Below are 21,094 nucleotides of genomic sequence, written 5' to 3'. Positions count from 1 at the left end.
GGGTATTGCCGGTTAACGAAACGGAAACGAGGATGGCCGCACGTCTCGCGCGATTCCACCCCCTGGGAGGAGACCCATGTCCACGTACAACCTGGCTGAGCTTCTTGAGCTGCTCGCCGCAGCCGCGCCGGACCGAGAGGCCCTTGTCGCAGGCGACGTCCGGCACACCTACGGCGAGCTCGACGCGCGCGCCTCCCAGGTGGGCCACCACCTCGCGGCCCAGGGCGTCGGGCCCGGCGACCACGTCGCGATCCTCTCGTGGAACCGGGCCGAGTGGCTCGAGTCGTTCTTCGGCGCCTTCAAGATCCGCGCGGTCCCCATCCCGGTGAACTACCGGTACGTCGCGGGCGAGCTGCACCACGTGCTCACCGACTCCCGCTCCGTCGCGGTCATCGGCGAACGCTCGCTGCTCGCCAGGCTCGACCGCGCCCAGCTCCCGCTGCTGCGCCACGTCGTCGTCCTCGAGGACGGCGGCGACCAGGACATCCCCGACGCCGTCGGCTACGAAGAAGCCCTCGCCGCCCAGCCCACCCACAACGATTTCCCGCCGCGCTCCAACGACGACCGCTACATCATGTACACCGGCGGCACGACCGGCTACCCCAAGGGCGTCGAGTGGCGCACCGAGGACATCTTCTTCGGCGCGATGGGCGGCGGCAACGCGCTCGGCGACCCGATCACCTCGCCCGAGCAGATCGCCCAGAACGCCACGGCCGCGCCCGCGACGACGTTCGACTGCGCGCCCGTCATGCACGGCGCGGGCCAGTGGGTGGCGATGATGTCGCTGCTCAGCGGCACCCGGCTCGTGCTGCTCAACGACCACAACTTCGACCCCGCCCGGGTGCTGCGCCTGGTCAAGGACGAGGGCGTCAACGTGCTCATGATCGTCGGCGACGTCATGGGCAGGCCGCTGGCCGCCGAGCTCGACAAGGGCGGCTACGACATCTCCAGCCTGTTCGCGATCGCGTCCGGCGGCGCGCCGCTCACCGACGCCGCCAAGGAGGCCCTGGGCAAGCACCTGTCCACCGGCCTGTTCCTCGACAACTACGGCGCGTCCGAGACCGGCGCGTGCGGCCCGGCCGTGGGCGGCAAGGAGGGCACCGCGCGCTTCATGATGAAGCCCGGCGTGACGGTGCTCGACGACGACCTCAAGCCCGTCAAGCCCGGCGAGATCGGCAAGCTCGCCAGGTCCGGCCACATCCCGGTCGGCTACTACAACGACCCCGCCAAGACCGCGACGACGTTCTTCACCGACGCCGACGGGGTCCGCTGGTCGGTCCCCGGCGACTTCGCCAGCCTCGAGGAGGACGGCTCGATCGTCCTGCTCGGCAGGGGTTCGCTGGTGATCAACACCGGCGGCGAGAAGGTGTACCCCGAGGAGGTCGAGGTCGCGCTGAAGGAGCACCCCGGCGTCTACGACGTCGTCGTGGTCGGCGTGCCGGACGAGCGGTTCGGGCAGCGCGTCGCGGCCGTCGTCGCGCCGCTGCCCGGTTACGAGCTGACCCTCGAGGACCTCGTCGCGCACTGCCGCGACAGGATCGCCGGGTACAAGCTGCCGCGTCAGCTCCAGGTCGTCGGCGAGGTGCAGCGCACGGCGGTCGGCAAGTCCGACTACAAGTGGGCGCGGTCCGTGCTCGGCGTCTGATCGTCCACGGGTGCGGGGGCCGCGCGGCGGCCCTCGTACAGCTCGCCGAACGCGGCGAGCACCGAGGGCCAGGTGCACCGCTCGGGCACCGTGTCGCCGTTGTGCGCGGCGACGCGGTGCCGCAGCTCGTGGTCGGTGACCAGCCTGACCAGCGCCTCGGTCAGCTCCTTGGCCGACCCGGCGAGCAGCCCCTCGCGCTCGGGCGCGACGAAGTCGGCGACGCCCGAGTCGGCGTGCGCGACGACAGGGACCCCGGCCAGGCGCGCCTCGAGCGCCGCGAGCCCGAACGACTCACGCCGGGCGGGCGCGACGAACACGTCGGCGGAGGCCAGCACCTCGCGGACCTCCGAGCGGTCGAGCCGTCCCGTCACCCGCACCCAGTGGGCCATCCGGTGCTCGCGCAGGAACCGCCGCACCCCGCGCGCGGCAGGCCCGTCGCCGACGATCGTCGCCCGGATCGGCACGCGTTTGCCCGCCTCGCGCAGCACCTTCAGCAGCGTGAACGGCTCCTTGCGCGGCGCGAGCCTGCCGACGGCGACGACGTGCACCGCGCCCGTCGGCAGCCACGGCCTGATCGTCCGCCACGGCTCGGTGTCGATGCCGTTCGGCACCACCCTCACGTCCGCGCCCAGCGCGCGGCGGATCGGCCTCGCCGCGGCCTCGCTGACCGCCGTGACGGCGACGTCGGGGCCGATGAGCCGCCGGTAGACCGCGCCCGTCGGACGCCCCCACAGGCTGTGCACGGTGACGACGGTCGGCACGTCGCGGCAGCTCGCCAGCGCACGCCACGCGAACGGCGACACCACCCCCGCGTGGACGTGCATCACGTCGGGTTTCACCTCCTCCACGACGGGCCGCAGCGAACCGCCGACGGGCAGCCCCCACGGGACGCGCGGGCCGGTCCGCAGCAGCCCGGGGAAGTCGGGCCCGGGGGTGGCGGTCACCACCGCGACGTCGTGGCCCTGCGCGCGCTGGGCCGCGGCAAGCTCGTCCACCTGGACCTCGATCCCGCCGAGCCTGGGCAGGAAGCAGTCGCTCACATGGAGAATCCTCACCTTCGTGAGTTTCGGGAGCCCGCACGCCGGAACCGGCCAGCGGCGTCCCCTCTGACCCAGACTTGACCCGGGGACGGCCTGATCTTCACGAGGCACAGGGCAGATTCCGCTTCATGCGCACCTGCGTCTTCTTCCACGCCCACCCCGACGACGAGGCGCTGCTGACCGCCGGGCTGATGGCGAGGCTCGCCGCCGACGGCAACCGTGTGGTCCTGGTAGTCGCCACCGCAGGGGAACTCGGCCGTACGGGTCTGCGTACGCGCGCGCTTGGGCCGGTGCGCCTTCGGGAGCTTGAGGAGTCCGCGCGCATCCTCGGCTGCGCGCGCGTCGTCGCACTCGGCTACGCCGACTCAGGGCTCGACGGCTGTGCGCCCGGAGGGTTCGCGTCGCGTCCGGTGGAGGAGGCCGCCGAGCGCCTTGCGCGCGTCCTCGTCGAGGAGAAGGCCGACCTGCTGACGGTCTACGACGAACGGGGCGGCTACGGCCATCCCGACCATGTGCAGGTGCACCGCGTGGGGGTGGCCGCCGCGCGGATCGCGGGCACCGAGATCGTGCTTGAGGCCACGGTGGACCGGGACCGGCTGTGGCGGTGGCTGCGTCCGCTCGCCGCGCTGTTCCCGCTCGACGGCTGGAGGCAGGCATACACCCCAGGCTCAAGGATCAGCCATCGCGTCGACGTCCGCCGCTTCGCCGCCGCGAAGCGCGCCGCGATGGCCGCGCACGCCAGCCAAGGTACCGGCGGTCCGCGCCTGCTCGCGGTGCTGTGCAGGCTGCCGGGGCCGCTGTTCCGGCTGGCGCTCGGCACCGAGTACTACGTACGGCGGTGAGAAGGCTCGTCCTGTCGGCTGCCTCGCTGGCCCTCGCGGTCGGGCTCATCGCGCTGATGCCCCGCCTCGTCGGCGCCGACTGGACGGCGATCTGGCGCGGCCTCAGCTCCCTCGGGCCGGGGGAGGCGGCGATCCTCGTCGCGCTGTGGCTCGCGGGGCTCGGCCTGTACACCTTCGTCCTGACGGGTTCGCTGCCAGGACTCGGCCACGGACAGGCGTTCCAGCTGAACGCGGCGGGCAGCGCGGTCAGCAACCTGCTGCCGTTCGGCGGCGCGGCCGGTGTCGCCGCGACGTTCGCGCTCGCCGGAAGTTGGGGGTTCGCGCCCGCCTCGGTGGCGGTGTCGACGCTGGTCAGCGGGGTGTGGAACGTGTTCGGCAGGCTGCTGCTGCCCGCGCTGGGCCTCGCCGCGCTGCTGGCGATCGGGGAGGCCCCCAACCGGCAGCTCGCCGCTGCGGCGGCGTCGGCGGGGGCGCTGCTGCTGGCGTGCGCGGTGCTGCTGGGGGTCGCGCTGCGCTGGGAGAGCGCCGCGCACTGGGTGAACGGACGGCTGCGCGCGCTCGCGGCACGTTCCCCGCGCAGGCTCGCGGTGCTGCTGCGCGGGCTCGGGTCGGCGCTGCTGCGCATCCGCGCGGAGACCATCGGCGTGCTGCGGACCGGGTGGAAGACCCTGACCTTCGGCATGACGGGGTATCTGTTCCTCCAAGGCGTGCTGTTCTGGGCCTGTCTGTGGGCGGTCGGGCAGCCGCCCCGGCTCGCCGAGACCGTCGCGGCGTTCGCGCTGAACCGGGTGCTGACCAGCGTCGTGCTGACCCCGGGCGGGACCGGCGTCACCGAGACGGGGACCGCCGCCGTGCTCGTCCACTTCGGGCTTGACGCGTCCGGCGCGGCCACCGCCGTCCTGCTGTACAGCTTCTTCACGTATGTCGTGGAAATCCCGCTCGGGGGGCTCGCGTGGGCCTGGTGGCTGCACCGGCGCGGCGGAAAACTGCCCGACTCTTGACGATCTTCCGACCTTCCCATCCGCACAAAACGGGCAGGAGCTGAGAACAGAAGCGTGCTGGACGTGCGAGACGGGGGTCGGACCAATTCTTGTCGCGGGGCGTTACCGGCTGCTTGAAGAGCGTGGCCGTGGAGGCATGGGCGTGGTGTGGCGCGCCCACGACGAAGTCCTCGACCGGGTGGTCGCGGTCAAGGAGATCCTGCTCCCGCTGGGGGCGGACACCGAGCGCAGGCGCGAGTTGTGCCGGTCGCTCACCCGGGAGGCGCGGTCGATGGCGCGGCTCAGCCATCCCGGCACCGCCGCGGTGCACGACGTGCTCGTCGCCGGGGGGCGGCCGTGGCTCGTCATGGAGTTCATCGACGCGCCCAACCTGCAACAGGTCATCGACGCAGAAGGCCCGCTCACCCCGGCCAAGGCCGCCGAGATCGGCCGCCAGCTCTGCGCCGTCCTGCGCGCGGCCCACACCGCGGGCCTGCTGCACCGCGACGTCAAACCGAGCAACGTCATGGTCTGCGCCGACGGCCGCGTGGTCCTCACCGACTTCGGCCTTGCCATCCACACCGAAGACACCGACCTGAAGGTCCTCGAGGGCTCCCCTGCCTATGTCTCACCAGAACAGGCCCGCAACGACCGCCTGACCGAGGCTTCCGACCTCTGGTCCCTGGGCGTCACCCTCTACACCGCAGTAGACGGCCGCCCCCCCTACCGCCGAGCCGGCGCCCTGGCCTCAATGCTCGCAGTCCTGGTCGACGAACACACCCCCCCACGCAACGCGGGCCCACTCCGCCCGGTCATCGACGGCCTCCTCCGCAAGGACCCGTCCGACCGCCTCACCGCCGCCGAAGCCACCCAAATGCTGGAAAAACTCAACAACCCACCCCCCCGCCTCCGCACCCTCCTCAAACCCCCCCGCCCAGCAAGAGCCTGACCCGCAGTCCCTTCGGAACTGCGGGAAAGGGCGCCCCGGCCTCGCGGGACTCAGGCCCAAGGCGCGCCGAGCGCGCCCATGCGCCCCGGCGCCTGTCCCCTCGCAGTCCCGAAGGGACTGCGAGGAAACCTGAGCCCTGCGCCGCGGGGCCCCGAGCCCCGGACCTGCGCCGCGGGGTCCCGAGTTCTTCCTCGCAGTCCCGAAGGGACTGCGAGGTTAGCGGTCTTTGCGGGGTGGGGGGCTCATGGCTTCTTCGGGGACTATGCCCTCGTTGATGAGGAAGCGGTTGCGGTCGGCGGGGTAGACGGTGACGGTGAGGCGGATGCGGTGGCCGTCGACGGCGAAGGCGGTGCGGCGTTGCTCGAAGACGAGGCTGCCGGGGCCGGAGAGGCGGAAGAAGGCCGCTTCGTCCGGGTGGGCGGGGCGGCCGAGGACGAGGTCCTGGTAGCCGACCTGGCGGATGCCCAGGACGTCCTCGAGGTAGGCGACGGGCCCCTGGTCGATGTCGACGGCCTGGAGCAGCAGCGCGGCCCCCGCCTCGACGAGCGTCATCGGGTAGTGCGAGGACTGGCGCGACCAGGGCCGTCCGTCGATGAACCGCTCCTGGTGGCGGCTGATCACCGGCGTCCCGGGGTCGACGCCGAGCCCGCGCGCTATGTACGGCGTCGCCATCTGCAGCTCGACCTTGATCGGCCCGTTGCGCGCGAGCCGCTGCTGGAGGCTCGCCTCCGACATGTACGCGGCCCCTTCGCCCCCGCCGAAGCCGGTCCTGGGGTTCTCGGTGAGCGTGGTGACGAACGGGTCGACCTTCTCGGTGACGAACGTGCCGCGCCCCGGCTGCGCGGTGACCATGCCGCGCTGGATCAGCGGCTGGAGCGCCTGCCGTACCGTGTTGCGGCTCGCGCCGAACTCCTCCATGAGGTCGATCTCGGTGGGGAGCTGTGCGCCGGGGGGAAGGTCACCTGACTCGATGCGCCTGCGCAGCGTCTCGGAGATGTCGCGCCACAGCGGCCCGGCCATGGATCTTTCCTCCTCCGGAGGACGTCAATGCAACTCGGTGGTAGATAGCAGTGAGCCTATCCCAAACATCCCAACCATTGGGATGGAGCCGATCGTCTGGTTAGTGCGTCTTATCCCCGTCTGGGGGCAACCCAAGAAAGCAGAATCCAGGGGATGGCTGGGGAATGAAGCGGTCTCACCACACTAGACGAGGGAACTTTCCGACCACCTGCTCCGACGGGGCCAAGGTGCGCCCCGAGGGCGGCCTGCACGCACTGCTCGCCTTCGACATCTGCGCCTTCGGGGACCTCGCGCGCAGCCACGAGGACATGATCTACCTGCGCGCCACCATGTACCGGCTGGTCGAGCAGGCGTTCGAGCAGGGCAAACTCCCGTGGGTGCAGAGCCACCGCGAGGACCGCGGCGACGGCATCCTCCTGGCCCTGCCCGCGGGGCTGCCCACGGTCCGGCTGATCGACCCTCTGGTCGACCACCTCCGGACGCTCCTGGCCGCCCACAACCGCCGCGCGGCGGCCGCGTCCCGGCTGCGCATGCGCATGTCCGTGGACGCCGGGCACGTCACCCACGACGGACGGGGCCTCGTCGGCCGCGCCGCCAACCAGCTGCACCGCGCCCTCGACGCGCCCGACTTCAAGAAGGAGCTCGCCGCGACCAGCGCCGACCTCGGGGTGATCGTCTCGGCCTTCGTCTTCGGCGAGGTCGTGTCCGGTCTGTCCGGGGCCGGGCGGTACCAGCCCGTCTCGATCGAGGTCAAGGAGACGAACACACGGGCCTGGGCCTGCTTCCCCGAGGGGTCCTTCGTGCCGGGTATGGGGGCTTTGCCGCCCGACCCCGCCTGGATGAGCGCGTGACCCCTGGGCGACACTGGGGGACATGAGCAGAGCACTGGTCCTCGCCGGAGGCGGCATCGCGGGAATCGGCTGGGAGGCGGGCCTCGTGACGGGCCTGCGCGCGGCGGGCGTCGACCTCGGTGAGGCCGACCTCGTCGTGGGCACGTCGGCGGGCTCGGTGGTCGGCGCCATGGTCGCCCAGGGCGCCGATCTGGCCACCGAGATCGCCGCGGTCGCCGAGGCCGAGGCCGCGGCGGCGCACGCGCAGCAGATCGACATGGAGAAGGTCATGCAAGCCTTCGCGCTCATGTACGGCGACGAGGGCATCGAGCCGCAGGAGGCCAGACGACGCATCGGCGAGCTGGCCCTGACCGTCGAGGGGGACGGCGCGCGGCTCGCCCAGATCGGCGAGCGGCTGTCCAGCCACGCCTGGCCGGACCGGGAACTGCTGGTCACCGCCGTCGACACCGCCGACGGGGCCTTCCAGATCTGGAAGGCAGCCTCCGGCGTGCCGTTGCCGCTGGCGGTCGCGTCGAGCTGCGCGGTCCCGGCGGTGTTCCCGCCCGTGGAGATCGCGGGCCGCCGCTACATGGACGGCGGCGTCCGCTCGGTCAGCAACGCCGACCTCGCCGCGGGCCACGACAAGGTCGTCATCGTGGAGCCGATGGCGCACATGACGCCGCGGCCGGTCCTGGCCCGGGAGATCGCCGCGCTCGGCGACGCCAAGATCGCCGCCGTCGGCCCGAACCAGCCCGCGATCGAGCTGTTCGGCGTGGACATCCTCGACGCGCGCCTGTGGCTGCCCGCCTTCGAGGCGGGACGCGTCCAGGCCGCCGAGGTCGCCGAGGAGGTCGGCGCGGTCTGGGGATGACCCATCATGGAGGGGTGAACCTCCACGACCTGCTTCCCGAAGACGGCGACCCCGACAAGGTCTTCGAGGCGTTCGCCGGGTGGACAGAGCAGCGCGGCCTGAGCCTTTATCCGGCTCAGGAGGAGGCGCTGATGGAGCTGGTCACGGGCGCGAACGTGATCCTCGCGACGCCGACGGGCTCGGGCAAGTCCCTCGTCGCGGCGGGCGCGCACTTCGCCGCGCTCGCCCGCGACGCGTGCAGCTTCTACACCGCGCCGATCAAGGCCCTGGTGTCGGAGAAGTTCTTCGACCTGGTCGAGCAGTTCGGCAGCGAGAACGTCGGCATGATGACGGGCGACGCGTCGGTCAACCCGAACGCGCCGATCATCTGCTGCACCGCCGAGGTCCTGTCCGCGATCGCCCTCCAGGAGGGCGACCGCGCCGACATCGGCCTCGTCGTCATGGACGAGTTCCACTTCTACGCCGAGCCCGACCGTGGCGTCGCCTGGCAGATCCCGCTGCTCGAGCTCCCGCAGGCGCAGTTCCTGCTGATGTCGGCGACGCTCGGCGACGTCGCGATGTTCGAAAAGGACCTCACCCGCCGCACCGGACGCCCGACGGCGATCGTCAGGTCCGCGACGCGTCCGGTGCCGCTGGAGTACGCCTACAAGCTCACCCCCCTGCACGAGACGATCGAGCACCTCCTGCTGGAGAAGAAGGCCCCGGTCTACGTCGTCCACTTCACGCAGGCCGCGGCGATCGAGCGGGCGCAGTCGCTGATGAGCGTCAACGTGTGCACCAAGGAGGAGAAGGCGCGGATCAGCGAGCTGATCGGCCGCTTCCGGTTCACCACGAAGTTCGGCAAGACCCTCGAACGCCTGGTCAGGCATGGGATCGGCGTCCACCACGCGGGGATGCTGCCCAAGTACCGACGCCTTGTCGAGCGCCTCGCGCAGGCCGGCCTGCTCAAGATCATCTGCGGCACGGACACGCTCGGCGTCGGCGTCAACGTGCCGATCCGCACCGTGCTGTTCACCGCGCTGTCCAAGTACGACGGACGCCGCGTGCGCCGCCTGCGCGCCCGCGAGTTCCACCAGATCGCCGGACGCGCCGGACGCGCCGGGTTCGACGTCGTCGGCTACGTCGTCTGCCAGGCCCCCGACCACGTCGTGGAGAACCACAAGGCCGTCCTCAAGGCGGGCGACGACACCAAGAAGCTCCGCAAGCTGGTCCGCAAGAAGCCCCCGGAGGGTTTCGTCTCCTGGGACGAGGAGACCTTCACCCGCCTCCAGACCGCCGAGCCCGAGCCGTTGAAGTCGCGCTTCGAGGTCTCCCACACGATGCTGCTGTCGGTCATCAACCGGCCCGGCAACGCGTTCCAGGCGATGAAGAAGCTCCTCACCGACAACCACGAAGACAGGGCGGCGCAACGCCGCCACATCTCCCGCGCGATCGCCATCTACCGGTCGCTGCGCGCGGGCGGCATCGTGGAGGAACTGACCGTCCCGGACGCCGACGGCCGCTGGGTCCGCATCACCGTCGACCTCCAGGAGGACTTCGCGCTGAACCAGCCGCTGTCCACCTTCGCCCTCGCCGCGCTCGAACTGCTCGACAAGAACGCCCCGACCTACGCGCTCGACGTCGTCTCCGTCATCGAGGCCACCCTCGACGACCCGCGCCAGATCCTCGCCGCCCAGCTCAACAAGGCCAAGGGCGAGGCCGTCGCGGAGATGAAGATGAACGGCATCGAGTACGAGGAGCGCATGGAGCTCCTTGAGGAGGTCGACTACCCCAAGCCGCTCGAAGACCTCCTCGACGGCGCGTTCGAGATCTACGCGCGCGGCAACCCGTGGGTCGCCGACCACCCGCTGCGCCCGAAATCGGTGGTGCGCGACCTTTCCGAGCGCCTGATGAACTTCTCCCAGTACGTCCACCACTACGAGCTGGCCCGCAGCGAGGGCATCGTGCTGCGCTACCTCGCCGGGGCGTATAAGGCGCTGGCCCAGACGGTGCCGGACTCGGCCAAGACCGAGGAGCTGCAGGACCTCATCGAATGGCTCGGTGAACTCGTCAGGCAGGTCGACAGCAGCCTCCTTGACGAGTGGGAGCAGCTGGCCAACCCCACGCGCGAGGCCGACGAGCCGATCGAGGAGAAGACCAACGCCTTCACCGCGAACCCGCGCGCCTTCCGCGTCCTGGTCCGCAATGCCGCGTTCCGTCACCTCCAGCTCGCCGCCCGCCGCTCGTGGCGCGAGCTCGAGGAGCTGGGCACCGGCTGGGACGCCGACGAGTGGGCCGACGCGGTCGAGGAGTACTTCGCCGAGCACGCCGAGCTCCCCACCGGCCCCGACGCGCGCGGCCCGGCGTTCCTCCAGATCGCCGAGGAGGAGGGCGTCTGGCGGGTCCGTCAGGTCGTCGCCGACCCCGAAGGCCACCACGACTGGTCGCTCACCGCCGACGTCGACCTCGCCGCGTCCGACGAGTCCGGCACGGCGGTCCTGCACGTCCGGGATTTCGCCCGCCTCGACTGAGGGGTGTTTCGCGAACGGCTGCGAAACACCCGGGGACAAAGCGAAACATCCGGCGTACCGTCGGTACATGCCGACGACCAAGGAACGCGCGGACGAGGCATCGAAGATCCTCGCCTCGCAGCTCAGGCAGCTGCTGTCCCAGTCGCACCACACGGTGACGTCGCTCGCCGCCGAGGTCGGCTGGGTCAAGTCGAAGGTCTCCAAGATCCAGAACTGCCGGCAGGTGCCGACCGAGGAGGACATCCGGGTCTGGTGCCAGGCGACCGGCAACCCCGACCAGATCCCCGAGCTGATCGCCGCCGCCCGCAACCTCGACGGCCTGTACATCCAGTGGCGGCGCATGGAACAGGGCGGGCTGCGCCCGGTGCAGACCTCGTTCCACACCCTGTACGAGGACACGCGCGAGTTCCGCATCTTCCAGCACGCGCCGATCCCGTCGCTGCTCCAGACCCCCGCGTACACCACCGCGCACCTGACCGCGATCATGCGCTTCCGGCAGATCCCCGACGACGTCGCCGACGCCGCCCGCGAACGCCTCTCCCACCAGCGCTACCTCGACGACGGCACCAAGACGTTCTCCTTCGTCGTCTCCGAGGCCGCCCTGCACGCCCCGATGCTGCCGCCCGAGGGAATGCGCGCGCAGCTCGCCAGGCTCCTGGAGTTCACCGACGGCCGCTCCGCCAACGTCGCCCTAGGAATCCTTCCGCTACGCGCGCCAAGGACGGTCTGGCCATGGGAGGGCTTCTGGATCTACGATTCCCGCGAGGTGCGCCCCGACCTCGTCGCCGGCCAGATCCGCAACCGCCAGCCCAGCGACGTCCTGGCCTACATGGGCACCTTCGAACGGCTCGCCCAGGCGTCCGTTTACGGGCGGGATGCCCGGACCCTCATCGAGGCGGCGACGCCGTGAGGGAAAGCCGCCGGGAAACCGTCGGAGAAACAATGAGAAACCTGCTGGACCGCCTATGCCGTGGCTCCTTACCTTGTGAGCCATGACCTTCGACGAAGGACTCGGGCTCGCGGCGCTGGGGGCGACCGAACGGACCTTCTTCACCGAGGCCGTCCAGGTGGCCGAGGCCCGGTCTTGGGTCAGGCGCGCCCTGCCGGAGGGGTGCAGGGCGCGCGAGGACTACCTCGTCGTGGTCTCCGAGCTGCTGGGCAACTGCGTGGTCCACGGCCTGCCGGGCGACGCGACCCTGACCATAGGGCACGGCGAGGGGGTCCTCACCGGCAAGCTCGTGCACCACATGCCGCCGTCGGGCCACGTCGGCTTCACCCAGGGCACGGTCTCGGAGATCCAGTGGCTCGCCGATCCGCTGGCCGATCCGGACTTCGAGGACTTCGACGAACTCGCCGAGAGCGGCAGGGGGCTGCCGCTGATCGTCCTGCTGTGCGAGGGGTCGGTCCTTGTCGAGGAACAACCTGAGCAGACCGTCACACACTGGACGGTGCCAGGCTGCGCCTGCGCCTGACCGCTCACGCGGGTAGGTCGAGCACCGCCTTGCCCTGGAGCGCGCCCGCGCGCAGCAGGTCGGCCGCGTCGCCGAGCCGGGTCCAGTCGGCGCGCGGCCCTAGATGCGGGACGACGTCGCCGGACGCGGCCTTCGCGGCCAGCCACGTCAGGTCGGCGGCGTAGCCGGGGGTGCCGTCGAACAGGAAGAACGTCCGCACCGCGCGGTCGTGGCGGCCGCCGTCCCCGGCGAGGAAGTGGAACGGGAACGTCTCGGGCTCGCCGGTCACATGCCCGACCGCGAGGAGCGTGCCGCCGGGGGAGAGCAGGTCGAACGCGTCAACGAGGCAGCGCCCGCCGACGTTGTCGATGACGCCGTGGACGGGCGCGGTCGGCCGCTCGCCGAGTGCGGTCGAGTCAACGACCTCCGACGCGCCCAGCGCGCTGAGCACGTCGGCGTGGGCGGCGTCGCGGGTCGCGGCGACGACCTCCGCGCCGCCGAGCGCGGCGAGCCGCACCGCGAACCTCCCGACCGCGCCGCCCGCGCCCGTCACCATGACGCGGCGGCCGAGGATCGGGCCGAGGCCGCGCAGCGCCCGCAGCGCCGTCGCGCCCGCGATCGGCAGGGTCGCCGCGACGCCGAAGTCGAGCCGGTCGGGCAGGACGCCGATCATGCCGGTGTCCACCGCGCGCAGTTCCGCCCACGCGCCCGCCCAGTCGGCGGTCGCGACGGGCGTGCCCACGGCGGGCCCGCTCCCGTCGGCGGCGGCCCGGACGACGACGCCCGCCGCGTCCCACCCCGGCACGGTCCCGTCGGGTGCGCCGGGGAGGCCGTAAAGCACCTCGCCGGGGTTGAGGGAGATCGCGCGGACGCGGACGAGCGCCTGGCCAGGCCCGGGTTCGGGGTCGGGGACCTCGGCGAGCCGCAGGTGTCCGGGAGCGCTGTGGTCGATCACATGAGCTTGCATGGCTGAAATCTGCCACTCAGTGGCATTTGGCGTCAAGCGGCGTTCGCCCTTCGGAGGCGAGGGCGTAGACTCGGCCGTGTGACCCTCTCCGAGCTGCCGCTGCGTGAGCGCAAGAAGCTGCGGACCAGGGCCGCGCTCGTCGAAGCGGCGCTCCGGCTGTTCGGCGACAAGGGCTTCGACGCGACAACGCTTGACGAGGTCGTCGGAGCCGTCGAGGTGTCGAAGCGGACGTTCTTCCGGATGTTCACCTCCAAGGAGGACGTCGCCCTCGCGCCCGAGAAGGAACTCTGGGCGGTCTACGTGCGGCACATCGAGGAGTGCCCCCTGGACGGCCCAGCCCTCGCCGTCTACCAGCGCGCGCTGTTCGTCGCGCTGGCCGAGATGGAACCCGGCTGGGAGCCGCGCTTCGTGGCGAGCCGTCGGCTTGCCGAGGGGACGCAGGCGCTCGTCGCGCACAGCCTCGAACACTGCGCCGGCGTCACCGCGACGGTGCTCGACACGCTCGCCCGCCGCCTCGGCCCGGACGGCCCGCGCCCGCTCGAACTCGTGCTCCCCCTCGAGGTGATGCTCGCCGCCTGGCGCTGGGCGATGAAGGAGTGGGCCGAGGCCGCGGAACCCCCGACGCGCGAGGCGCTGCGAACGCGGGTCGAGGCGGCCTTCGCGGCGGTTCCGGCGAGCCTCGATCTTGAGTTCCGGACGCGGTCTTAGCGGTAAACCTGGGTGTTTGGCCGGATTTGGACCGTGCCGATTCAGAGAGTTCCGTGGCGATCACGGGAAGTCTTCAGATATGGCACACCACATCATGATCTCGTTCGAGAGCGGAGAACGACAGTCCCTGTACCTCGCGGACTGGGCCGACGCGCCCCTGCGCGACTTCGTCGACGACCTGGAACGCAGCGACCACGTCCACGGGGTGAAGGTTCTTCAAGGGCCGCGTCCGCAGGTCATGCCCGTCGCGCCCTACCAGGGCGATCTGGCTCCGCTCGAGACGGCGGTCCCGTCCGTGCGCGAGGCCGCGGGCCGTATCTTCGCGGCGGTGACCGGCTCCCTGCTCACCCTCATCGGCCTGCTGTTCATGTTCGGGTTCGGCGCGCTCGACGCCCAGTCGCGCCTCAACGGCCTCGCCCTCGTCGTCCCCGGCCTGCTGCTCCTGTCCACCACGATCCCCTTCCGCCGCCCCTGACCCGGCCGCGCCCTGCCGCTCGCGCTTGCGAGCCGACCGGCAGGACGGGGCCGGGCCGTCACTGGGTGGGCCGGGTGGGCCACTTCAGCGCGAGGTGGGTGCGGCTCGGGCTCCCGGTCTCGGCGAGGACCCGGGTGAGGTGCTTCTTCACCGTGTCCGCGCCGACGAACAGCCGCCGCGCGATCTCCCGGTTCGTCAGCCCCTGGGCGGCGAGTTCCGCGACCTCCCATTCGCGCGGGGTGAGCCGCCACCGCGACGCGGCGGCGCGGCGTTCGGCGTCACGGGTCAGCAGCTCGACGGCCTGTGGCGCGAGGTGGCGGCGCAGCGCGCGCAGCACGGCGACGTCGCGCTCGGAGACCAGGCCCGCGCGCTGGACGGCGAAGCTCACCAGCACGATCCCGCGCGCGCCCGCGTCGATCAGCATCGCGGCCTTGTCGGTGATGCCGTGCGGCCGGAGGAACGCGTCGAGGTAGCCGGGCCCGTCGGCGAGTTCGGCGAGCGTGACCACGCCGGTCTCGGCGAGCAGCGCGGCGGCGTGCGGCGTTCGCATCGGGTCGACGGCGGCCCAACGCTCGGCGTACTCGTCGAGGAAGGCGCGCGTGTACCCCGCCTGGACGCCGCAGCCCTGCTCGGTCGCGGCCGCGAGGTCGGGCCCGTGCAGCACGGTCACGCCCGCGAACCCGAACCACGTCTGGACGGCCCGTAGCAGCCTTTCCCGGAACTCGGTGAGGTCGGCGGCCCTGTCGACGGCTTCAAGGACCCCGACGAGCCGCCGGTAGTCCTCGGGCGTGAGGGTCTCGTGCGCGGGCAGCGGACGGGCGGCGCGAACCCGCCCCCCGAAGGCGTCGGCGCTCATGCTCCGATCTTCCCCGACCTTCCACCTTCGGGCCATACCCGCGCCCGCGCTCCGCCGCGATCGTGGATACCGCCCGGCGACGGACCGGGCCGACCGAGGGAGGACCACCATGACCAAGCGCTGGCTGATCACCGGGGCCAACAGCGGCCTCGGCCTCGCCCTGACCCGCGCGGCCCTCGCCGCCGGCGACGAGGTCGTCGCGGCAGTCCGCAGACCCGACACCCTCACGGAGTTCGCGGCCGACCACCCGGGAGTGACCGTAGTCGCCCTGGACGTCCGCGACCCCGCCGCAGCCGAAGCGGCAGTAGCGACGGCAGGCCCCATCGACATCCTGGTGAACAACGCGGGCTTCGCCCTCATCGGCGCAATCGAGGAGACCCCCGAGGACGACCTCCGCGAAGCCCTAGAGGTCATGTACCTCGGCCCGATGCGCCTGACCAGACTGGTTCTGCCCGGAATGCGCGCCCGACAAGGCGGCACAATCATCCAGATCTCCAGCATGGGAGGCTTCGCGGCTTTCGCCGGAGTGGGTGCTTACTGCGCCGCCAAAGCCGCCCTGGAACTGGCCAGCGAGGCCCTGGCCGCCGAGGTGGCTTCGCACGGCATCCGCGTCCTCGTGGTCGAACCCGGTGAGTTCCGCACGAGGTTCGCCGAGCCGTCGGCCATCCGAACAGCCCCCGAACTGCCCGCTTATGCCGACACCGTGGGCCTTCTCCGCAAAACCCTCCCCGCCTCGCACGAAACGCAGATGGGAGATCCGGCGAAGCTGGCGGAAGCGGTCCTCACGACTCTGGCGTCCCCGACCCCGCCCCTGCGCCTACCCCTCGGCCCGGACGCGGTCACCGCGATCCGCGCCAAACTGGCCACGGTCAGCGCCGACCTGAACGCGACGGCCGACCTGTCCGAGACCACCTCGTACGTCTGAGATCTCCCAGACCGGCACCCCGCCCGGCCACCGCGTGTCGCCGGGCGGCACCGGCCAGGCCGGAGCGTAGGTCAGTACTGGCCTGCGGCGAGCATCTGGTTGATGGTGAGGTCGGGGTACTCGCGCTCGATGGCGCGAAGGCGCCACTTGTCGGCGAAGAGGACCACCAGGTCGCCGGTGAGCGAGCGGGTGAAGACCTCGACGCCGCGCATCTTCGCGAGGTGCTCGGCGGACTCCGGGTCCGTCAGGCGGCACTCGGAGAAGTCCATGGTGGTGAGGTTCACGGGGGAGTTGAACTCGTGTTCCATGCGGTGGGCGACGACCTCGAACTGCAGCGGGCCGACGGCCGCGAGGACGGGGGCCTGCTCGCCGCGCACGTCCGAGCGCAGGACCTGGACCGCGCCCTCGCTGTCGAGCTGCTCGATGCCGCGCCGGAACTGCTTGTACTTGCCGACGTCCTTGGCCCGGCACACCATGAAGTGCTCCGGCGCGAACGCGGGGATCGGCGGGTACTCGACCTTCGGCCCGTCGTACAGGGACTCCCCGACGGTCAGGCCGTGCGTGTTCGGCAGGCCGATGACGTCGCCCGGGTAGGCGGTGTCGACGGTCGTGCGGTCGCGGCCGAACACCGTCTGGGCGTGCTTGGTGACGAGGCCGCGCCCGGTCGAGCCCATCGTCAGCGTCATGCCGCGCTCGAACCTGCCGGAACAGACCCGGATGAACGCCAGCGAATCGCGGTGCGCCTTGTCCATTCCGGCCTGGACCTTGAAGACCTGCCCGGAGAACGGCCCGTCCAGCGGACGGCGGTCGCCGTCGACGGCCTTGCGGGGTGACGGCGGCGGCGCGTACGTGGTGAGGGCGTCGAGCAGCGCGCTCACGCCGAACTGGGGGAGCGCCGCGCCGAACAGCACGGGCGTGGAGATTCCCCCGGTATATGCCTCTTCGTCGAGTTCCGCGCCGATCTCGGTGAGAAGCGTCAGCTCCTCCATCGCGGTCTCCCACACGTCGCCGAGCTCGGCCGCGGCCTCCTCGGCGCTCATCCGGACGGCCTCGGCCTTCGCGCCGCCGACCCCGGGGACGAACTTCGTGAAGGACCCGTCGGCCCTGCTGATCAGGCCGCGGAAGTCGCCCGCGATGCCGACCGGCCAGTTCAGCGGCGCGGCGTGCAGGCCGATGCGCTGCTCGATCTCGTCAAGGAGTTCCAGCGGCTCACGGCCCGGCCTGTCCCACTTGTTGACGAACGTCACGATCGGCACGTTTCCGTGCTTGCACACGTCGAACAGCTTCAGCGTCTGCGCCTCGAGGCCCTTGGCCGAGTCGAGCAGCATGACCGCGCCGTCGACGGCCGACAGGACACGGTAGGTGTCCTCGGAGAAGTCGGCGTGACCGGGGGTGTCGAGCAGGTTCAGCAGCGCGTCGCGGTAGTCGAACCGCAGCACCGACGAGGTGATCGAGATCCCTCGGCTGCGCTCCATCTCCATCCAGTCGGAGGTGACGCCCGCGCGGTCGCCCTTGCCGTGCACCGCGCCCGCCGTCGAGATCGCCGCCGCCTGGACGGCGAGGGCCTCGGTGAGCGTCGACTTGCCGGCGTCCGGGTGGCTGATCACGGCGAAGGTGCGCCGCCGCGCGGCCTCGGCCGAGACCTCGTCGATCTTCGCCTTGACGGTGGACACTGCTCTCCTCCCGAACGGTAGCCAGCCTTCCCACCCTAAGGTCAGCGCGGGGTTGCTCCGGCCGTGTTCCGAGCGGGTCAGCGGGTTCGGGAAGCCCGGTAGGCGAGCACGTCAGCACGCCGGTAGAGGCGGCGCACACGTCCCCCGCCCAAGGCGACCTCCTCGACGGGCTCGGGCCACCCCTTCGGAGGACGGCTCGCGTACACCGTCACCGAACCGGACGACAAGCCGAGCAGCCGTCCCGCCTCGGCGAGGGTGACGAGTTCAGAAGGTTCCCCCTCGTCCCCGGAAGGCAGCGCGCGGTACCAGGCGTCCCACGCGGCGGCGTCCCAGTAGAGGGCCTTGCCGTGCGTCAGGGCGGGTTCAGGGTGCCCGTTGTCCTCCCGGGCCGCCCACAGCTCCTTCAGCGCGTGCCGCGACACCCCATACGCCGCGGCAAGCCCATCCCGCGAAAGCAACCCCTCCGGGACGCCCGGAGCCGCCTCCCGCGCCGCGTACCAGGCGTCCCACGCGTCGGAGTCCCAGGTGAGCGTCCGCCCCACCGCCCCATCCGGCTCGGGATGCCCATTGTCCGCGCGCTCCCTAAACCACTTCTCCAACGTGCTACGCCCAACCCCATAACGGGCCATCAGATCAGCACGGGTCACCGAGGTCACCGATGCAGTGTCGCACGCCCCGGATACGCTGCTAAGACCATGAACACCCCGCCAACCCCAACACCCAGTGCCACCCCGCAGTCCCTTCGGGACCGCGGGGAAGAGGGGAGCGCCGCCGCGCCCGGCATTGGCGTGCCCAGGCGCGCGGCGGTCCAGGCGGCGCCGCGCCGTCCCGGGCCGCGCTTCTGCGGGGAAGAGGAAGGCGCCGCCGAGCCCGCTTCCACCTCGCAGTCCCGAAGGGACTGCGAGGAAGACAAGAGCGCTGCCGCATCCGGCGCTGGTGTTTCTGGGATCACCGCGGCCGGGGGTGTGGCCGTGCCCGGTGACTCTCCGCAGTCCCGAAGGGACTGCGGAGTAGAGGAGGGCGGCGCTGGGTCCGGTGTGGGTGGGGACTTGGCGGGGCTGCGGCGGCCGGGGGTGCGGTTCGCGCTGCTTGTCGCTGGGGTGATCGTTGCTGCGGGGTTGTCGGCGGTCGCGTTGCCGGGGCGGGACGGGATCGCTGAGGCCGTGGACGGGGCGGGTGCGCTCGGGCCCGTTCTCGCGGTGCTCGGGACTTCGTTGCTGATCATGGTGATGTTCCCGCGCACGGCGCTGGCGTTCGTCGGCGGGCTGCTGTTCGGGGTCGGGCCCGGCATGGCCTACGTGCTCGGCGGGGCGTTGCTCGGCGCGAGCTGTGCGTTCGTCGTCGGCAGGCTGCTCGGCCGCGAGTTCGTCGACGGGGTCCTGGCCGCACGCCCCGACGGCTGGCGCGGCAGGATCGCGGCGAGGCTCGCGAAACTCGACGGATGGCTCGGCCGTAACGGCGTCATCGGCGTCCTGACCGTCCGGTTCCTGCCGATCGCGAATTTCGGCCTTGTCTCCTACGCGTTCGGCACCTCCGCCGCGCGCTACCGCCACTTCCTCGTCGGCACGTCGATCGGCGCGGTCCCGTCGACCTTCGGATACGCGGCTCTGGGGGCCGCGGTCTTCGGCGAGGACGCCCTTCCCATGACGCTCGCGGTGTTCACCGGCCTGGGGCTGCTGAGCCTTGTGGTCACCATGGGACTACACCGAGTGCGCAAACCCGGCGGCCGACGGTCGCCAGACAGCGTCAAGACCGGATAGCTTGGGCTTGGTCCGCAGGTGACCACGCAGAAGTGAGACTCCTGGAGGTCCCCCCGAAATGAAGATCTTTCTTGCCGGAGCGACCGGCGCCATCGGGCGTGCCCTGGTGCCGAAGCTCGTCGCCGCCGGGCACGACGTGTCCGGCACATCGCGCCGACGCGAGGGCGGCAGGCTCATAGAGGAGATGGGCGCGCACCCCGTGATCGTCGACGTGCTCGACGCGCGCAAGCTCAAGAAGGCGGTCAAGGCCGAGCGGCCCGACGTGATCGTGCACCAGCTCACCGACCTTTCCGGCAACGACTTCGAGGCCAACGGGCTGCTGCGCATCAACGGCACCCGCAACCTCGTGGACGCGGCCAAGGCGGCGGGCGTCGAGGCGATGGTCGCGCAGAGCATCGCCTGGCTGTACGTGCGCGGCGAGCGGCCCGCGGTCGAGTCCGACGACTTCGACCCGTCGCTGCCGCCCTTCAAGAGCGTCACCGCGCTCGAGGAGGCGGTCGCGGAGATGCCGCGCGGCGTCGTGCTGCGTTATGGCGCGTTCTACGGCCCCGGCACCTGGTACGCCGCCGACGGCGACATCGCCGCGAAGGTCAAGATCGGCGACCTGTCGCGCGGCCCGGTGTGGACGTCGTTCGTCCACGTCGAGGACGCCGCCGACGCCGCGCTCGCCGCCCTCGACTGGGAGGCCGGCGCGGTCAACGTCGTCGACGACGAGCCAGCCACCGCCGACGACTGGCTCCCCGCCTACGCCGCCGAACTAGGCGCTCCGGAGCCCCGGGCGCACCGCCACGCGGCCGCCCAGGGCCGTCCGGTCTCCAACGCCAAGGCCAAGTCGCTCGGCTGGACCCCCGTCCACCCCACCTGGCGCGACGGACTGCTGTAGCGGCCGGGACCCCACGGAAACCCCTCCCCGTGGACCGGTCCCGGCCACCACCCCCCGATAACGCCCGACCACTCCCCACCGGGAACCACGGCCTCCGCCCGCACCCCAGCGGGCGGCCGGGCAATTCAGCACAGCCCGCGCCCCCGCGCCGGGCCGCACGGGCCTCGTGGGCTGTTAGAAGCCCACGGTGAACCAGAAGCGGAGCCGGGTGTCCGGCAGCCGCTCCCAGCCCCATTCCTTGGCGAGCGCGTCGAGGATGAACAGCCCGCGTCCGCTCTCGGCGTCGCCCGCCGGGTCCTGCCCGGGGACGGGGTCGCCGCCCCCTCCGGCGTCGACCACCTCAACGAGCACCTGCTGGTCGCCCAGCTCCGCGCCCAGTTCGATCTGGCCGCCCGGGACGGCGTACAGCACGCTGTTCCCGAACGCCTCAGACAGCAGCTGGACGGCGGCGTAGTGCGCCGGGTGCTCTTCCCCCAGCCATCCGGCCAGCCATCTGCGCGCCACGCGTGCCTGTTCGGGCACGCCCGGCATCGAGATGCGCGTGGCCGTCAGCATTGTCGTGCTCTCGACTTCGGCCGGTCCATCGCCGGAACCCCCTGAGATCCGCTCCCACAACGCTTGTGTGTCGCTACGCTCTGAGTGTGGGACGCGACGGGGCGTCATGTAAAGCGCTTCGCTGGAATATTCCAAACTGGGCCTCCCCCGGGCC

At 71.6% G+C, this 21,094-nt stretch carries 21 protein-coding genes; 14 read left to right on the top strand and 7 right to left on the bottom strand.

What is annotated here, in order from left to right; genetic code table 11:
- The first annotated feature begins 76 nt into the window (after positions 1–76).
- On the top strand, positions 77–1,645 hold the full coding sequence (locus R9X44_RS22175; protein WP_319816164.1) for an acyl-CoA synthetase: 1,569 nt from the start codon (positions 77–79) through the stop codon (positions 1,643–1,645).
- Here R9X44_RS22175 and R9X44_RS22170 read toward each other — a convergent pair.
- Positions 1,612–2,700, bottom strand: a complete 1,089-nt coding sequence (locus R9X44_RS22170) for a glycosyltransferase family 4 protein (protein ID WP_319816163.1) — start codon at positions 2,698–2,700, stop codon at positions 1,612–1,614. The genes R9X44_RS22175 and R9X44_RS22170 overlap by 34 nt on opposite strands.
- Before the next feature lie 113 nt (positions 2,701–2,813).
- Between R9X44_RS22170 and R9X44_RS22165 the strand changes: the two genes are divergently transcribed.
- Genes R9X44_RS22165 through R9X44_RS22155 form a run of 3 tightly spaced genes read left to right on the top strand, consistent with a single transcriptional unit; the run spans position 2,814 to position 5,456 of the window.
- The gene (locus R9X44_RS22165; protein ID WP_319816162.1) at positions 2,814–3,527 is read left to right on the top strand and encodes a PIG-L deacetylase family protein; all 714 of its coding nucleotides are present in this window, start codon (positions 2,814–2,816) and stop codon (positions 3,525–3,527) included.
- The gene (locus R9X44_RS22160) at positions 3,524–4,528 is read left to right on the top strand and encodes a lysylphosphatidylglycerol synthase domain-containing protein (protein WP_319816161.1); all 1,005 of its coding nucleotides are present in this window, start codon (positions 3,524–3,526) and stop codon (positions 4,526–4,528) included. Before R9X44_RS22165 ends, R9X44_RS22160 begins: the two co-directional genes overlap by 4 nt.
- A complete protein-coding gene (locus tag R9X44_RS22155) occupies positions 4,449–5,456 on the top strand; it encodes a serine/threonine-protein kinase (RefSeq protein WP_319816160.1) in 1,008 nt (335 codons plus the stop codon). The genes R9X44_RS22160 and R9X44_RS22155 overlap by 80 nt, the downstream gene beginning before the upstream one ends.
- A gap of 216 nt (positions 5,457–5,672) precedes the next feature.
- On the opposite strand, the gene R9X44_RS22150 is transcribed toward R9X44_RS22155, so the two are convergent.
- Complete coding sequence (locus tag R9X44_RS22150) at positions 5,673–6,476, bottom strand: GntR family transcriptional regulator (protein WP_319816159.1); 804 nt, start codon at positions 6,474–6,476, stop codon at positions 5,673–5,675.
- Positions 6,477–6,703: 227 nt separating this feature from the next.
- Here R9X44_RS22150 and R9X44_RS22145 point away from each other — a divergent pair, with 227 nt between their 5' ends.
- The 5 genes from R9X44_RS22145 (at position 6,704) to R9X44_RS22125 (ending at position 12,159) form a co-directional block, all read left to right on the top strand.
- The gene (locus tag R9X44_RS22145) at positions 6,704–7,327 is read left to right on the top strand and encodes a hypothetical protein (RefSeq protein WP_319816158.1); all 624 of its coding nucleotides are present in this window, start codon (positions 6,704–6,706) and stop codon (positions 7,325–7,327) included.
- Positions 7,328–7,349: 22 nt separating this feature from the next.
- Positions 7,350–8,177, top strand: a complete 828-nt coding sequence (locus R9X44_RS22140; protein ID WP_319816157.1) for a patatin-like phospholipase family protein — start codon at positions 7,350–7,352, stop codon at positions 8,175–8,177.
- A complete protein-coding gene (locus tag R9X44_RS22135; RefSeq protein ID WP_413774970.1) occupies positions 8,174–10,687 on the top strand; it encodes a DEAD/DEAH box helicase in 2,514 nt (837 codons plus the stop codon). The genes R9X44_RS22140 and R9X44_RS22135 overlap by 4 nt, the downstream gene beginning before the upstream one ends.
- A gap of 67 nt (positions 10,688–10,754) precedes the next feature.
- Entirely contained in the window at positions 10,755–11,597 is an 843-nt protein-coding gene (locus R9X44_RS22130; RefSeq protein WP_319816155.1) for a DUF5753 domain-containing protein, read from the top strand.
- Between the two features lie 82 nt (positions 11,598–11,679).
- On the top strand, positions 11,680–12,159 hold the full coding sequence (locus tag R9X44_RS22125) for a hypothetical protein (RefSeq protein WP_319816154.1): 480 nt from the start codon (positions 11,680–11,682) through the stop codon (positions 12,157–12,159).
- Positions 12,160–12,163: 4 nt separating this feature from the next.
- Here the strand turns inward: R9X44_RS22125 and R9X44_RS22120 are convergent, their stop codons facing one another.
- Positions 12,164–13,105, bottom strand: a complete 942-nt coding sequence (locus R9X44_RS22120; protein WP_319816153.1) for a zinc-binding dehydrogenase — start codon at positions 13,103–13,105, stop codon at positions 12,164–12,166.
- A gap of 78 nt (positions 13,106–13,183) precedes the next feature.
- Between R9X44_RS22120 and R9X44_RS22115 the strand changes: the two genes are divergently transcribed.
- Positions 13,184–13,813, top strand: coding sequence for a TetR family transcriptional regulator (locus R9X44_RS22115; RefSeq protein WP_319816152.1), 630 nt, complete (start codon positions 13,184–13,186; stop codon positions 13,811–13,813).
- Positions 13,814–13,892: 79 nt separating this feature from the next.
- The gene (locus R9X44_RS22110) at positions 13,893–14,288 is read left to right on the top strand and encodes a hypothetical protein (protein WP_319816151.1); all 396 of its coding nucleotides are present in this window, start codon (positions 13,893–13,895) and stop codon (positions 14,286–14,288) included.
- A gap of 58 nt (positions 14,289–14,346) precedes the next feature.
- On the opposite strand, the gene R9X44_RS22105 is transcribed toward R9X44_RS22110, so the two are convergent.
- On the bottom strand, positions 14,347–15,144 hold the full coding sequence (locus R9X44_RS22105) for a helix-turn-helix transcriptional regulator (RefSeq protein WP_319816150.1): 798 nt from the start codon (positions 15,142–15,144) through the stop codon (positions 14,347–14,349).
- Positions 15,145–15,253: 109 nt separating this feature from the next.
- Here R9X44_RS22105 and R9X44_RS22100 point away from each other — a divergent pair, with 109 nt between their 5' ends.
- Entirely contained in the window at positions 15,254–16,069 is an 816-nt protein-coding gene (locus R9X44_RS22100) for an SDR family NAD(P)-dependent oxidoreductase (protein WP_319816149.1), read from the top strand.
- Between the two features lie 71 nt (positions 16,070–16,140).
- Here the strand turns inward: R9X44_RS22100 and R9X44_RS22095 are convergent, their stop codons facing one another.
- Positions 16,141–17,742, bottom strand: a complete 1,602-nt coding sequence (locus tag R9X44_RS22095) for a peptide chain release factor 3 (protein WP_319816148.1) — start codon at positions 17,740–17,742, stop codon at positions 16,141–16,143.
- 77 nt (positions 17,743–17,819) lie between these two features.
- A complete protein-coding gene (locus tag R9X44_RS22090; protein ID WP_319816147.1) occupies positions 17,820–18,284 on the bottom strand; it encodes a hypothetical protein in 465 nt (154 codons plus the stop codon).
- Positions 18,285–18,791: 507 nt separating this feature from the next.
- On the opposite strand from R9X44_RS22090, the gene R9X44_RS22085 reads away from it, so the two are divergent.
- Complete coding sequence (locus R9X44_RS22085) at positions 18,792–19,502, top strand: TVP38/TMEM64 family protein (RefSeq protein ID WP_319816146.1); 711 nt, start codon at positions 18,792–18,794, stop codon at positions 19,500–19,502.
- A gap of 58 nt (positions 19,503–19,560) precedes the next feature.
- Entirely contained in the window at positions 19,561–20,385 is an 825-nt protein-coding gene (locus tag R9X44_RS22080) for an NAD(P)-dependent oxidoreductase (RefSeq protein ID WP_319816145.1), read from the top strand.
- 174 nt (positions 20,386–20,559) lie between these two features.
- On the opposite strand, the gene R9X44_RS22075 is transcribed toward R9X44_RS22080, so the two are convergent.
- The gene (locus R9X44_RS22075; RefSeq protein WP_319816144.1) at positions 20,560–20,940 is read right to left on the bottom strand and encodes an ATP-binding protein; all 381 of its coding nucleotides are present in this window, start codon (positions 20,938–20,940) and stop codon (positions 20,560–20,562) included.
- Positions 20,941–21,094 lie beyond the last annotated feature (154 nt).

The organism is Actinocorallia sp. A-T 12471 (assembly GCF_033875155.1).
In the GTDB taxonomy this organism is placed as follows: Bacteria; Actinomycetota; Actinomycetes; order Streptosporangiales; family Streptosporangiaceae; genus Actinocorallia.
Note: the sequence above shows the minus strand (reverse complement) of the source record. Positions and strands in the feature narration are given on the sequence as shown.

Bases quoted from the DNA above. Each gene is read 5' to 3' on its own strand.
- R9X44_RS22165 (WP_319816162.1), top strand. From the start codon at position 2,814: ATGCGCACCTGCGTCTTCTTCCACGCCCACCCCGACGACGAGGCGCTG.
- R9X44_RS22075 (WP_319816144.1), bottom strand. From the start codon at position 20,940: ATGCTGACGGCCACGCGCATCTCGATGCCGGGCGTGCCCGAACAGGCA.
- R9X44_RS22155 (WP_319816160.1), top strand. From the start codon at position 4,449: ATGTCGTGGAAATCCCGCTCGGGGGGCTCGCGTGGGCCTGGTGGCTGC.
- R9X44_RS22175 (WP_319816164.1), top strand. From the start codon at position 77: ATGTCCACGTACAACCTGGCTGAGCTTCTTGAGCTGCTCGCCGCAGCC.
- R9X44_RS22150 (WP_319816159.1), bottom strand. From the start codon at position 6,476: ATGGCCGGGCCGCTGTGGCGCGACATCTCCGAGACGCTGCGCAGGCGC.
- R9X44_RS22080 (WP_319816145.1), top strand. From the start codon at position 19,561: ATGAAGATCTTTCTTGCCGGAGCGACCGGCGCCATCGGGCGTGCCCTG.
- R9X44_RS22120 (WP_319816153.1), bottom strand. From the start codon at position 13,105: ATGCAAGCTCATGTGATCGACCACAGCGCTCCCGGACACCTGCGGCTC.
- R9X44_RS22130 (WP_319816155.1), top strand. From the start codon at position 10,755: ATGCCGACGACCAAGGAACGCGCGGACGAGGCATCGAAGATCCTCGCC.
- R9X44_RS22105 (WP_319816150.1), bottom strand. From the start codon at position 15,144: ATGAGCGCCGACGCCTTCGGGGGGCGGGTTCGCGCCGCCCGTCCGCTG.
- R9X44_RS22110 (WP_319816151.1), top strand. From the start codon at position 13,893: ATGGCACACCACATCATGATCTCGTTCGAGAGCGGAGAACGACAGTCC.
- R9X44_RS22100 (WP_319816149.1), top strand. From the start codon at position 15,254: ATGACCAAGCGCTGGCTGATCACCGGGGCCAACAGCGGCCTCGGCCTC.
- R9X44_RS22125 (WP_319816154.1), top strand. From the start codon at position 11,680: ATGACCTTCGACGAAGGACTCGGGCTCGCGGCGCTGGGGGCGACCGAA.
- R9X44_RS22140 (WP_319816157.1), top strand. From the start codon at position 7,350: ATGAGCAGAGCACTGGTCCTCGCCGGAGGCGGCATCGCGGGAATCGGC.
- R9X44_RS22135 (WP_413774970.1), top strand. From the start codon at position 8,174: ATGACCCATCATGGAGGGGTGAACCTCCACGACCTGCTTCCCGAAGAC.